At 56.0% G+C, this 13,786-nt stretch carries 8 protein-coding genes; 1 reads left to right on the forward strand and 7 read right to left on the reverse strand.

Going from position 1 to position 13,786, the window contains the following annotated elements:
• Window positions 1-11 precede the first annotated feature (11 nt).
• Window positions 12-2,378 (reverse strand): LPS assembly protein LptD, encoded by a 2,367-nt coding sequence (gene lptD, locus C7387_RS17395; RefSeq protein ID WP_120817176.1) that lies wholly within the window; start codon window positions 2,376-2,378, stop codon window positions 12-14.
• A gap of 226 nt (window positions 2,379-2,604) precedes the next feature.
• Between lptD and djlA the strand changes: the two genes are divergently transcribed.
• Window positions 2,605-3,420: a co-chaperone DjlA gene (djlA, locus tag C7387_RS17400; protein WP_006817106.1), complete on the forward strand. Its 816-nt coding sequence runs from the start codon at window positions 2,605-2,607 to the stop codon at window positions 3,418-3,420.
• A gap of 54 nt (window positions 3,421-3,474) precedes the next feature.
• On the opposite strand, the gene rluA is transcribed toward djlA, so the two are convergent.
• The 6 genes from rluA to araB form a co-directional block, all read right to left on the reverse strand.
• Entirely contained in the window at window positions 3,475-4,134 is a 660-nt protein-coding gene (rluA, locus tag C7387_RS17405) for a bifunctional tRNA pseudouridine(32) synthase/23S rRNA pseudouridine(746) synthase RluA (protein ID WP_120817177.1), read from the reverse strand.
• A 12-nt stretch (window positions 4,135-4,146) separates the two neighbouring features.
• Window positions 4,147-7,053, reverse strand: coding sequence for an RNA polymerase-associated protein RapA (gene rapA, locus C7387_RS17410; protein ID WP_120817178.1), 2,907 nt, complete (start codon window positions 7,051-7,053; stop codon window positions 4,147-4,149).
• A 132-nt stretch (window positions 7,054-7,185) separates the two neighbouring features.
• Window positions 7,186-9,543 carry a DNA polymerase II gene (polB, locus tag C7387_RS17415; protein ID WP_134436977.1) on the reverse strand — a complete coding sequence of 786 codons (2,358 nt, stop codon included), beginning with the start codon at window positions 9,541-9,543 and terminating at the stop codon, window positions 7,186-7,188.
• Between the two features lie 76 nt (window positions 9,544-9,619).
• The gene (gene araD, locus C7387_RS17420; RefSeq protein ID WP_120817179.1) at window positions 9,620-10,315 is read right to left on the reverse strand and encodes an L-ribulose-5-phosphate 4-epimerase; all 696 of its coding nucleotides are present in this window, start codon (window positions 10,313-10,315) and stop codon (window positions 9,620-9,622) included.
• Window positions 10,316-10,403: 88 nt separating this feature from the next.
• Window positions 10,404-11,906 carry an L-arabinose isomerase gene (araA, locus tag C7387_RS17425; RefSeq protein WP_120817180.1) on the reverse strand — a complete coding sequence of 501 codons (1,503 nt, stop codon included), beginning with the start codon at window positions 11,904-11,906 and terminating at the stop codon, window positions 10,404-10,406.
• A gap of 10 nt (window positions 11,907-11,916) precedes the next feature.
• Entirely contained in the window at window positions 11,917-13,608 is a 1,692-nt protein-coding gene (araB, locus tag C7387_RS17430) for a ribulokinase (RefSeq protein ID WP_120817181.1), read from the reverse strand.
• Window positions 13,609-13,786 lie beyond the last annotated feature (178 nt).

Here is a 13,786-nt window from a genome sequence, read left to right on the forward strand (position 1 = left end):
AGTCTGTTACGTTACAAAGAGCTTTGATACGGCAGAATGTTCGAACGCAGCATCTGCTGGGTGCCGAGTCCGTAGTTGGAACTCAGACCGCGCAGTTCGACGTTGAAACCAATCACGTTGTCGTACTTGCCCTGGTTGTTCTGCGAATCCCAGCCGTTGAGCTTGCGTTCGTAGCCGACGCGCAGCGCATAACAACAGGAGTTGTACTGCAGACCGAGCATCTGGTCGGCAGGTTTGTTCTCGTTGGTGTCGAAGTAGTAGGCACCGACGATGGACCAGCGATCAACGATAGGCCAGCTTGCCGCCATCCCGACCTGCGAAATCCCGTTTTTAAACTGCGGAGATTTCCAGTAATCCTCGGAAGACGTATTGTTCGGCAACGTCGCCTGAATATACTCCGGGCTGGCGTAACGGTAGCTCAACTGGATCATCCGATCCGCGTCGCGGCGGTACTCGATGCTGGAAGTACTGTTAGCGATATTATCCAGGCGGGTGTCGTACTGCACACCGCTGCGCAGACCCCAGCGATCGGAGATGCGCCAGTAGGTGTCGCCTGCCCAGACAACGGAACCGGTCTGGTCGTTATCGTTAAAGGTATTGTTATCTCCGGTGCGCGCTTGGGTGAAGTAGTAGATTTGACCCACAGAAACGTTAAAACGTTCCGTGGCGTTTTCATCATAAATACGCGTGGTGACACCGGTGGTCACCTGGTTTGCGGAAGCGATACGGTCCAGACCGCCGTAGGCGCGATCGCGGAACAGGCCGCTGTAGTCAGACTGCAGCAACGTTGAGTCGTACATGTTGATGTTGCTCTGGTCCTTGTACGGGACGTAGAGGTACTGTACGCGCGGTTCCAGCGTCTGGGTGTAACCCTCATACCAGTCGACATTGCGTTCGAAGACCATCTTACCGTCGACTTTGAACTGCGGCAGGAAGCGGTTAACGGTATCATCCAGCTGCGCATTTGGGTTGGCGGCGTTATAGCTGTCGAGATTAGTCTGCTGATAATGGGTGGCCATCAGCTTGGCTTCGGTATTGATGCTGCCCCAGCCGTTAGATAACGGCAGGTTGATGGTTGGCTCAATATGCAGTCGCGTCGCTTCCGGCGCGGTGCTGTTGGTACCGACAAACTTCACCGCCTGCGCATAAACGCGGGTATCAAACGGACCGACGTCATTTTGATAGAAGTTCATGTCCAGCTGCGGTTCGGCGGCATAAGAGTTGTTGCCGTTGGTGTTAAACACCTGGAACTGCTTGGTGGAAAGCGTGGCGTCAAAGTTATCGACGAAATAGCCGACGCTGAATTTCTGCGTGGCGTAGCCATCGGTACTGGAACCGTATTTAGAGCTGAAATCGTTGAAGTAGTTAGGGTCGCTGACTTTTGTGTAGTCGGCGTTGAAACGCCAGACCTGATCGACCACGCCGTTATGGTTCCAGTAGAACAACCAGCGGCGGCTGTTATCTACATTCGGATTTTCGTCTTTATAGACCTGATCGGTAGGCAGATAGTCGAATTCAACGGTACCCATTCCTGCTTTGGTCAGGTAGCGGAATTCGTTCTCCCACATCACGCCGCCACGCTTATGCATGTAGTGCGGGGTAATGGTGGCATCGAAGTTCGGTGCGATGTTCCAGTAGTACGGCAGGTAGAATTCGAAATAGTTAGTGGTGCTGTACTTCGCGTTCGGAATAAGGAAACCGGAGCGGCGCTTATCGCCCACCGGCAACTGCAAATACGGGCTGTAGAACACGGGCACCGGGCCGAGCTTAAAGCGGGCGTTCCAGATTTCTGCCACCTGTTCTTCACGGTCATGAATGACTTCGCTGCCGACAACGCTCCAGGTATTCGAACCCGGCAGACAGGAAGTAAAGGTACCGTTATCCAGAATGGTGTAGCGGTTCTCACCACGCTGTTTCATCAGATCCGCCGTACCGCGGCCCTGACGTCCCACCATCTGGTAATCCCCTTTCCAGACGTTGGTATCTTTGGTATTTAAATTCGACCAGCCTTTCGGACCTTTCAGGATTACCTGCTCGTCATCGTAGTGTACATTGCCGAGCGCATCGACCGTACGTACGGGCTCCACCTGTCCTTCAGCCTGTTTCTGATGCAGTTGCACTTCATCGGCCTGCAGTCGGCTGTTCGCCTGATTAATATCCACATTGCCGGTGAAAATAGCGTTATCCGGGTAGTCCCCTTTCGCATGATCGGCATTAATAGTGACTGGCAGGTTATTCGTGTCGCCCTGCACCAGAGGACGGTTATAGCTCGGAACGCCCAGCATACATTGCGATGCAAGATCGGCGGCCAGGCTTTGCTGGCTGTACAGGGCGCTGGCTATCATCGTGGCCAGGAGGGTGGGGATACGTTTTTTCATACGTTGTATTTGTTGTTCCGTCATCTATGGCAAGCATTGCTGGCAAACGGTCAGAGACTAACGTACTCAACATCAACACGCTAGTCTTAATCCTCGTCATTGCCGCTCGAATCATTCGAGTATATTCCCGTTTAGCACCAGTGGTGTTAGGCACGGTGCAGAATGACGAGTATGATAATGCATATTTTAGCCGCTGGCATGACGAATTGGACGATTTGGGGAGTATATGCAGTATTGGGGTAAAGTGATTGGTGTCGCTATTGCGCTGATGATGGGCGGTGGCTTTTGGGGCGTTGTGCTGGGGCTTATCGTTGGTCATTTGTTCGATCAGGCTCGCGCGCGCAGGCTGCATGGCTTTGTGAATCAACAGCAGCGACAGTCGCTGTTTTTCGCGACCACCTTCGAAGTGATGGGGCATTTAACCAAATCAAAAGGCCGCGTCACTGAAGCAGATATCCATATTGCGACTCAGCTGATGGATCGCATGAATCTGCATGGCGATTCCCGCGCCGCCGCGCAAGAGGCGTTTCGTGTAGGCAAATCCGACAACTATCCGCTGCGCGAAAAAATGCGTCAGCTGCGTAGCGTCTGTTTTGGACGCTTTGATTTAATTCGGATGTTTCTGGAAATTCAGATTCAGGCGGCCTTTGCCGACGGTAGTTTGCATCCTAATGAACGTGAAGTGCTGTTTGTTATTGCCGATGAGCTGGGTATTTCGCGTCAGCAGTTTGAAATGTTCCTGCGCATGATGCAGGGTGGCGCACAGTTTGGCGGTGGCTATCAGCAGCAGTCTCAGGGCGGCGGATGGCAACAGGCTCAGCGTGGGCCAACGCTCGAAGATGCCTGTAACGTACTGGGTGTGAAATCGTCAGATGACAGCACCACCATCAAGCGCGCCTATCGTAAGCTGATGGCGGAGCACCATCCGGATAAGCTGGTCGCGAAAGGTTTGCCGCCGGAAATGATGGAGATGGCGAAGCAAAAAGCGCAGGAAATTCAGAAAGCTTACGAGCTGATTAAAGAGCAGAAAGGATTTAAATAATTTTTTTAGCTTGTTGCCGGATACGCTTTGCTTATCCGGCATCGTGCGCACGATTTAAAAATCGACCGGTGCTTTAAACGTCATGCTGTTGCCGTAGACCGGATGAGTAATCGTTAGCATTTCAGCATGCAGTAGCAGGCGCGGAGCCATCGCCAGCGCTTCCGGGGAAGCATAAAAGCGATCCCCCAGAATCGGATGGCCTAACGCCAGCATATGAACACGCAGCTGATGAGAACGCCCGGTGATCGGTTTTAACACCACCCGGGCGGTGTTATCTTCCGCAAACTCAACCACTTCATATTCGGTCTGCGCCGCTTTTCCGGTTTCATAGCAAACTTTCTGCTTTGGCCGGTTCGGCCAGTCGCAAATCAGCGGCAAATCCACCATTCCTTGTGCTTTTTCCGGATGTCCCCAGATGCGTGCCACGTACTGTTTTTTCGGCTCGCGCTCGCGAAACTGGCGCTTAAGCTCGCGCTCAGCCGCCTTATTCAGGGCCACTACAATCACACCGCTGGTCGCCATATCCAGACGATGCACCGACTCCGCCTGCGGAAAATCACGCTGGATGCGGGTCATGATGCTGTCTTTGTGCTCGGGCTGGCGACCAGGCACGGACAACAAGCCGCTCGGCTTGTTGACCACCATAATATGCTCGTCCTGGTAGAGGACAACCAACCACGGATCCTGCGGCGGATGGTAGTTTTCCATTCCCATCAGGGACTCCTGTTACTGGTGAGTGACGACGATAAGACGCAGTGCATCCAGACGCCATCCCGCCTCTGCCAGGCTTTCCATTACCTGCTGACGGTTGCTTTCAATAGCTGCCAGTTCGTCATCACGAATGTTCGGGTTGACGGCTTTCAGCGCTTCCAGGCGTGACAGCTCTGCGCTGAGCTTATCGTCAGCTTCACGACGAGCAGCCTCAATAAGCGCCTGCGCCGCTTTCTCTACCTGAGCTTCACCCAACTGGAGAATGGCGTGAACATCCTGCTGGACCGCGTTCACCAGCTTACTTCCGGTGTGGCGGTTCACGGCACTCAGCTGACGGTTGAAGCTCTCAAACTCTACCTGGCCTGCGAGGTTGTTACCGTTTTTGTCGAGCAGCATACGTACCGGAGTCGCCGGCAGGAAGCGGTTAAGCTGCAGCTGTTTCGGCGCCTGGGCTTCGACGACATAAATCAGTTCCAGCAGCAGGGTGCCTACCGGCAGCGCTTTGTTTTTCAACAGAGAAATTGTACTGCTGCCGGTATCGCCGGAGAGGATCAGGTCGAGTCCGTTACGAATAAGCGGATGTTCCCAGGTAATGAACTGGGCGTCTTCGCGAGAAAGCGCCACATCACGCTCAAAGGTGATGGTACAACCGTCTTCTGGCAGCCCTGGGAAATCCGGAACCAGCATGTGATCGGACGGCGTCAGCACAATCAGGTTTTCCCCGCGATCGTCCTGGTTAATACCAACGATATCGAACAAGTTCATCGCAAACGCGATAAGACTGGTCTCGTCATCCTGCTCTTCGATGGTTTGTGCAAGCGCCTGCGCTTTTTCGCCACCGTTGGAGTGGATTTCCAGCAGACGGTCACGACCCTGCTCAAGCTGAGCTTTCAGCGCATCGTGCTGTTCGCGGCAGGATTTGATGAGCTCATCAAATCCTTCGGTGGTTTCCGGCGCGGCAAGGTAGTTAATCAGTTGGCTATAGACGCTGTCGTAAATGGTGCGCCCGGTCGGGCAGGTGTGCTCAAAGGCATCGAGACCTTCGTGATACCAGCGTACCAGCACCGACTGCGCCGTTTTTTCCAGATACGGTACGTGGATCTGAATGTCGTGCGCCTGACCAATACGGTCCAGTCGCCCGATGCGCTGCTCCAGCAGGTCCGGGTTGAACGGCAGATCGAACATCACCAGATGGCTGGCAAACTGGAAGTTACGGCCTTCAGAACCGATTTCAGAACACAGCAGCACCTGAGCACCGGTATCTTCTTCACCGAACCAGGCAGCAGCGCGGTCACGCTCGATGATAGACATGCCTTCATGGAACACGGCGGCACGAATACCTTCACGTTCGCGCAGAACCTGCTCCAGCTGCAGCGCAGTGGTTGCTTTTGCACAGATAACCAGTACTTTTTGCGAACGGTGGCTGGTCAGATAGCCCATCAGCCATTCCACGCGCGGATCGAAGTTCCACCAGGTACCCGTTTCGCCTTCAAATTCCTGATAAATTTGCTCCGGGTAGAGCATATCGCGAGCACGTTCTTCGGCGCTCTTACGCGCCCCCATAATACCGGAAACCTTAATGGCGGTTTGATACTGAGTCGGCAGAGGCAGTTTGATGGTGTGCAGTTCGCGTTTCGGGAAGCCTTTCACGCCGTTACGGGTGTTACGGAACAGCACACGGCTGGTGCCGTGGCGGTCCATCAGCATGGCAATAAGCTCCTGACGCGCCGCTTCAGCATCGTCGCTATCGCTGTTTGCCGCCTGCAGCAGCGGTTCAATATCCTGCTCGCCAATCAGCTCACCAAGGGTATTGAGCTGTTCGTTCCCCAGACGGGTACCGGCCAGCAGCAGGGCGACAGCGTCGGCAACCGGGCGGTAGTTTTGCTGCTCTTCAACAAACTGCTCGAAATCATGGAAGCGGTTCGGATCCAGCAAACGCAGACGGGCAAAATGGCTCTCCATGCCCAGCTGTTCCGGCGTTGCCGTCAGCAGCAGAACGCCGGGTACGCGCTCGGCGAGCTGTTCGATAGCCATGTATTCGCGGCTAGGGGCGTCCTCGCTCCAGACCAGGTGATGGGCTTCATCGACGACCATCAGATCCCATTCAGCATCGCACAGGTGTGTCAGGCGCTCTTTATTGCGGCGCACGAAATCCAGTGAGCACAGTACCAGTTGTTCGGTTTCGAACGGGTTATAGGCGTCGTGCTGGGCTTCGGCGTAACGTTCATCATCGAACAGCGCAAAGCGCAGGTTGAAGCGGCGCAGCATTTCTACCAGCCACTGGTGCTGCAGCGTTTCCGGAACGATGATCAGTACGCGCTCGGCGGCGCCGGACAATAACTGCTGGTGCAGGATCATCCCGGCTTCGATGGTTTTCCCGAGGCCAACTTCATCCGCCAACAGTACGCGCGGGGCGTGGCGACGGCCTACGTCGTGCGCAATATGCAGCTGGTGCGGAATAAGAGAGGTACGCTGGCCGCGCAGGCCGCTCCACAGCATGCGGTACTGCTCACTCTGGTACTTACGTGCGCGATAGCGCAGTGCAAAGCGGTCCATACGGTCAATCTGCCCGGCGAACAGACGGTCCTGCGGCTTGCTGAACACCAGCTTGCTGTCGAGCAGTACTTCACGCAGGGTGACGTTTTCTTCTTCGGTGTCCAGACGGGTGCCGGTATAGGCAAACAGGCCATTTTCTTCAAGGACTTCATCAACGCGGAGCTGCCAGCCGTCGTGGCTGGTGACGGTGTCGCCCGGATTAAACATCACGCGGGTGATTGGGGAGTCGTTGCGTGCGTACAGACGGTTCTCACCTGTCGCCGGGAAAAGTAGGGTAACCATACGCGCATCAAGCGCTACCACGGTTCCTAATCCCAGTTCGCTCTCTGTATCGCTGATCCAGCGTTGACCAAGTGTAAAAGGCATAGTTGTTCGGCTCTGTCTCTATAAATTGCAGGCAATAATTCATCACCACCAGCGAGTGTGGCGGTGAGTCAAAATTGGGTCCAGGAATGGAAAGGGCGCTATGGTACTGGAAGCCGCGTTATTCGTCACGTATCAAAATAGCCCCATTTGCCCTGTCAGTATTGTAGCAAAATCGTCATCAACGAAGGGGAGAATTCCATCGGCTACCGGAGCCAGTTGTTTTTCCAGATAGTGTTCGTAGTCGAGCGGAGATTGCTGATAGGCCAGAGGCTCGGGGCCGCCGGTGGTCCAGATGTATTTGATACTGCCGCGGCGTTGGTACTGTAGCGGGCGTCCCAGCCGGGCGTTATGCTCGTCGGCAAGTCTCGCGGCGCGCACGTGCGGCGGCACGTTCCGCTGATACTCTTCCAGCGGACGCCGTAGCTGCTTGCGGTATACCAGTTGTTCATCCAGCTCGCCGGCCATCAGTTTATCAATAGTTTCCAGAATGTACTCACGGTACGGCTCGTGACGAAAAATACGCAGATACAGTGATTGCTGAAACTGCTGCGCCAGCGGCGTCCAGTCGGTGCGCACCGTCTCCAGACCTTTAAATACCATCCTCTGGCTGGTGCCCTCCTGAATCATGCCGGCGTAGCGCTTTTTGCTGCCGGTTTCCATTCCGCGAATGGTTGGCATCAGAAAACGACAGAAATGGGTTTCATACTCGAGCTCCAGCGCGCTGCTGAGGTTTTCCGCTTGCAGGGTTTCCGCCCACCAGGCGTTGACGTGCTGCACCAGTTGCGCGCCAATCTGCGCCGCCTCCTCTTCGCTGTGCGCCCGCTTGAGCCAGACGAAGGTGGAGTCGGTATCGCCATAGATAACGTCATAGCCTTGCGCTTCGATAAGCGCTTTGGTCTGGCGCATGATCGCGTGGCCTCGCATCGTTATCGAAGACGCGAGACGGGGATCGAAAAAGCGGCAGGCGCTGGTACCGAGTACACCATAAAAGGCGTTCATGATGATCTTCAGCGCCTGCGATAGCGGCTTGTTTTTGTGCGCTTTGGCTTCGTCGCGACCGTGCCAGATCTGGCTTACGATCTCCGGTAGACAGTGCTTTTCGCGTGAGAACCACGCTCCGAGAAACCCCGGGGTACTGTGTTCCGCTTCAGGCTGCGCCATTCCCTCCACCAGGCCTACCGGATCGATCAGGAAGGTACGAATGATCGAGGGGTACAGGCTTTTGTAGTCCAGCACCAGTACCGAGTCATACAGACCGGGCTGCGAATCCATCACATAGCCGCCGGGGCTTGCCTGCGGAGGCACTTCTCCGAGGTTGGGAGCAACATAACCCAGCCGGTGCATTCGTGGGAAATAGAGATGGCTGAAAGAGGCCACGGAGCCGCCGTGGCGGTCGGCTGGCAGGCCGTTGACGGTGGCGCGCTCCAGCAGAAATGGCATGATTTCCGTTTTATGGAAAATGCGCGTTACCAGTTCGCAGTCTTTGAGGTTATAGGTGGCAAGTGCGGGCTTATCTTCTGCGAACCGACGGTCAATTTCGTCCATCCGATCCCAGGGATTATCAATAGACTTTCCTTCGCCGAGCAGCTCCTGTGAGACGGCTTCGAGCGAAAAGGAACTGAAGCTCCAGAATGCGGATTTTAGTGCCTCAATGCCGTCGATGATAAGCCGTCCGTCAGCCTGGGCGAAGAACACACCGTTTTTAAAGCCGTGCTCGCGCCACTCGATCTCGCGGTTGCCGCGCCCAAGCATCAGCGGAATACGATAGCGCTCGGCGTGTTTTTGTAACACTCGCAAATCAAACTGCACCAGGTTCCAGCCGATGACTACATCCGGATCGTGCTCGGCAAACCAGTCGTTCAGTTTTTCCAGCAGCTGCGGGCGACTGTTGACGTACTCAAGCTGAAAATCGAGTCCGGTGGCGTCGCCGTTTTCCGGACCAAGCATATAGACAATGCGCTGGCCGCAGCCCTCAAGACCAATACAATACAGCTCACCATGTCGGGTGGTTTCGATATCGAGAGACACCCATTTGAGCGCAGGGCGATAGTGTGGGCTCGCTTTCATGCGTGCGTTAACCAGCGCATTGCCCTGAGAAGTGCCTTCAACCCATACCGGGGCGGTAATAAAACGCTCCATCAGGAAGCGCTCGGGGGGGCGGATATCGGCCTCGTAGACCGTGACGCCGTTTTCCCGCAGCATCTTTTCCAGCCGCATCAGCTGGCGGTGCGATCGGCAGTAAAGCCCCTGGACGGGCTGGCGATGGAAATCCTTTAGGGCAAGCGGCGTCAGTCGCCAGCCGTTTTCACGTTTGAGGAGCGTGGTAACGGTATCGATAAATTGCGCTGGGATAAAGGCGACGGATTCCTGCGGAGGTAGGGTGACGTGCAGCGGACCAGCGTCAGTCGCCAGCCAAAAGGAGACCTCCGTGCCCTGAGGAGTATCCCGCCAGTGACGGGTGAGTAAAAAGCCTTCTTGCGCCTGCACCACGCTGCATTCTCACAAAATAAAACCAGGCGTTAGTATAGCCTGGTTTTAGTTCGTTTACTGAGGTTTTGTACAGTAATTACTGCCCGTAGTACGCTTTCGCCCCGTGTTTACGCAGGTAGTGTTTATCCAGCAGAGTTTGCTGCATATCGGGTAATTTCGGCGCCAGCTGGCGGCAGAAAATGCCCATGTAGGCGATCTCTTCCAGCACGATGGCGTTGTGCACCGCCTCTTCGGCGTTTTTGCCCCACGTGAAGGGGCCGTGAGAGTGCACCAGCACGCCGGGCATTTGCTGTGCGTCGAGGTGCTGCTGTCGGAAGGTTTCGACGATTACCCGGCCGGTCTCCCATTCGTATTCGCCGTTAATCTCCTGCTCACTCATTTTTCGCGTGCAGGGGATCGCACCATAAAAATAGTCGGCATGCGTGGTACCGGTTGCCGGGATCGCCTGCCCCGCCTGCGCCCAGATGGTAGCGTGCCGGGAATGGGTATGCACGATCCCGCCAATCGATGGAAACGCCTGATACAGTAAACGGTGGGTCGGCATGTCTGACGACGGCTTTTTATTCCCTTCAATCACCTCACCGGTTTCAAGGCTGACCACCACCATATCGGCAGGTGTCATCACGCTGTAGTCGACACCGGACGGTTTTATCACCAGCACGCCATGCTCGCGATCGACCGCGCTGACGTTGCCCCAGGTCAGAGTGACCAGATGGTGCCGCGGCAGGGCCAGATTGGCGTCCAGTACCTGCTGTTTGAGTGTATTGAGCATAGTGCTCTCCCTTATGCCGGATGCGCGTTGCTTATCCGGCCTACGCCACAATGTAGGCCCGGTAAGCGAAGCGCACCGGGCAAGACGGTTAACGCTGACGGCCGTAATACACTTCGTTCCAGCGCAGCGCGTCTTTGAACGCTGGCAGGCGGGTGTCGTTATCAATGACCGTCAGCTCGATGCCGTGCAGCTCGGAGAACTGGCGCATGTCGTCAAGCGTCAACGCATGGCTGAACACGGTATGGTGTGCGCCACCGGCGATGATCCACGCTTCTGAGGCGGTCTGCAGATCCGGTTGTGCTTTCCACAGCGCGTTGGCCACCGGCAGTTTCGGCAGATCGTGCGGCGTGTTCACGGTTTCAATGGTGTTCACCAGCAGGCGGAAACGATCGCCGAGATCGATAAGGCTCGCGACAATCGCCGGGCCGGTACGGGTGTTGAAAATAAGGCGGGCAGGATCGGCTTTGCCGCCAATGCCGAGTGGCTGAACATCGAGAATTGGTTTTTCATCGGTTGCGATGCCTGGACAGACCTCCAGCATGTGTGAACCCAGCACCAGATCGTTGCCATTGTCGAAGTGATAGGTGTAATCCTCCATAAAAGAGGTTCCGCCGCTAAGACCGGTACTCATGACCTTCATGATGCGCAGCAGCGCGGCGGTTTTCCAGTCGCCTTCACCGGCGAAGCCGTAGCCCTGTTGCATCAGGCGCTGAACCGCAAGACCCGGCAACTGCTTCAGACCATGTAAGTCTTCGAAGGTGGTGGTGAAAGCATGAAACCCGCCCTGCTCAAGAAACTGCTTCATGCCAAGCTCAATGCGGGCGGCATCAAGGACGTTCTGGCGTTTGTCGCCGTTCACCTGTGCGACAGGGGTCAGCCGATAGCAGCTTTCATATTCATCAACCAGCGCACTGATATCTCCGTCGCTGACCGCGTTCACTACCTGCACTAAATCGCCGACCGCCCAGGTATTCACGCTAAAACCAAACTTGATCTGCGCAGCCACTTTATCGCCGTCGGTCACCGCCACTTCACGCATGTTGTCGCCGAAGCGAACCACTTTCAGCTGGCGGGTATCCTGCTTTGAGACGGCCTGGCGCATCCATGATCCGATACGCTGGTGCGCGTGCTTATCCTGCCAGTGCCCGGTAACCACGCTGTGGTTCTGGCGCATGCGGGCGCCGATAAAGCCAAACTCGCGGCCACCGTGTGCGGTCTGGTTCAGGTTCATGAAGTCCATATCAATGCTGTCCCACGGCAGCGCGGCATTGAACTGGGTATGGAACTGGAGTAGCGGTTTATTCAGTATGGTCAGGCCGTTAATCCACATTTTGGCCGGAGAGAAGGTGTGCAACCACACCACCAGCCCGGCGCATTTGTCGTCGTAGTTGGCATCGCGGCAGATACGAGTGATTTCATCCGGCGTGGTGCCGAGTGGTTTCAGCACCAGACGGCAAGGGAGCCCGGCTTCGGCATTCAGTGCATTGACCACGTGCTCGGCGTGCTGAGTCACCTGACGTAGCGTTTCGCTGCCGTACAGATGCTGGCTGCCGATGACAAACCACACTTCATACTGATTAAAAATCTTCATTCTGGTGTCCTTAATGAGTCAGAGCTGGCTGAGAAACTGTGGGTTTCGCGAGATAGTGCTGTTCCGCACTGGTGGCCCACTGGCGATAGCGTTGATACAGTTGCTCGAAGCGTTGAGCCTGCTGCGCTCGCGGATGCAACGTCACTTCGACATTGCTCGCCATCCGCTGCTGTGCAGCAGGAATATCGGTGAATTCGCCCGCAGCGGTGGCGGCGAAGATAGCGGCGCCCAGCGCGCAGCACTGGTCAGAGGCGATTATCTGCAGCGGGCGATTTAAAACGTCGCAGCACACCTGCATCACCACCGGGTTTTTGCGCGCGATGCCGCCGAGGGCCATGACGTTGTTGACCGGGATCCCCTGGGTGGTGAAACACTCCATAATGGCACGAGCACCAAAGGCGGTGGCGGCAATCAGCCCACCGAACAGCGCCGGGGCGTCCGTCGCCAGATTCAGATCGGTAATGACGCCTTTCAGACGCTGGTTGGCGTCCGGCGTTCGGCGGCCATTAAACCAGTCGAGGATCACCGGCAGATGCTCCAGCGACGGGTTTTTCGCCCAGGCGTCGGTGAGGTTTGAAAGCAGCTGTTTCTGGGCCGTCTGGAGCTGGTCTTTGAGTTCCGGGTGCTGTTGTGCCAGTTGTTCAAGCGGCCAACCGAGAATACGGCCAAACCAGGCGTAGATATCACCGAAGGCAGATTGCCCGGCTTCCATTCCAATGAAATCCGGGACGACGCTGCCGTCGACCTGGCCGCAAATCCCTTTCACCGCGCGATCGCCCACGCTCTGTTGGTCGGCAATCAGAATATCGCAGGTAGAAGTGCCAATGACTTTCACCAGAGTATTCGGCTTTGCGCCCGCGCCAACGGCACCCATGTGGCAGTCAAATGCGCCGCCGGAAATCACTACGCTCTGTGCAAGCCCCAGGCGACTGGCCCACTCGGCGCACAGCGTCCCTACCGGAAGGTCGGCGGTAAAAGTATCGGTAAAAAGCGGGTATTCAAGGTGCTGATTCAGAATCGGATCCAGCGCGTCGAAGAAGCTGGCAGGCGGCAGTCCTCCCCAGCTTTCGTGCCACAGCGACTTATGCCCCGCGCTGCAGCGACCCCGGCGAAGTGATGCCGGGGCGGTCGTGCCGGAAAGCAGAGCCGGAACCCAGTCGCACAGCTCCACCCACGAGGCGGCGGCCTGCGCCACACGTCGGTCTTCACGAGTAACATGAAGGATCTTGGCCCAGAACCATTCGCTGGAGTAGACTCCGCCGATATAGCGCGAGTAATCGATATTGCCCGGCTGATGGCACAGGTGGGTGATGGCTTCGGCTTCTTCCACCGCGGTGTGATCTTTCCACAACACGAACATGGCATTGGGGTTATCAGCGAATTCCGGGCGCAGAGCCAAAACGTTGCCCTGCGCGTCAATCGGGGCGGGCGTTGAACCGGTGCTGTCTACACCAATCCCTACCACCTGCGCACACCGCGCTTCGCCAAGCTCCGCCAGCACGCTTTTTAACGCGCTTTCCATCGCTTCGATGTAATCAAGCGGGTGGTGGCGAAACTGGTTGTGCGGCGCGTCGCAAAAGCGTCCTTCCAGCCAGCGCGGATACCATTCGACGCTGGTGGCGATTTCGCGGCCATCGGCGCAATCCACCGCCAGTGCGCGGACAGAATCGCTGCCAAAATCGAGGCCAATTGCTATTGCCATCGTGTTACTCCATGCAAGAAAGGTCATGGGGAAACAGTAGATATCGCTGTTAAAAAGGGTCAGGCTGGAACCGCTAATCTTATGGACTAAATGGCTATGGCGTAGCAAAGTGTGATGTCGTGCAAAGAATCAATGTGGACATTTCAGCCGTCTTTATAGACACTTTCGTTACCCGTCA

Origin of the sequence: Yokenella regensburgei, assembly GCF_003634235.1 — a bacterium.
GTDB lineage: Bacteria > Pseudomonadota > Gammaproteobacteria > Enterobacterales > Enterobacteriaceae > Yokenella > Yokenella regensburgei.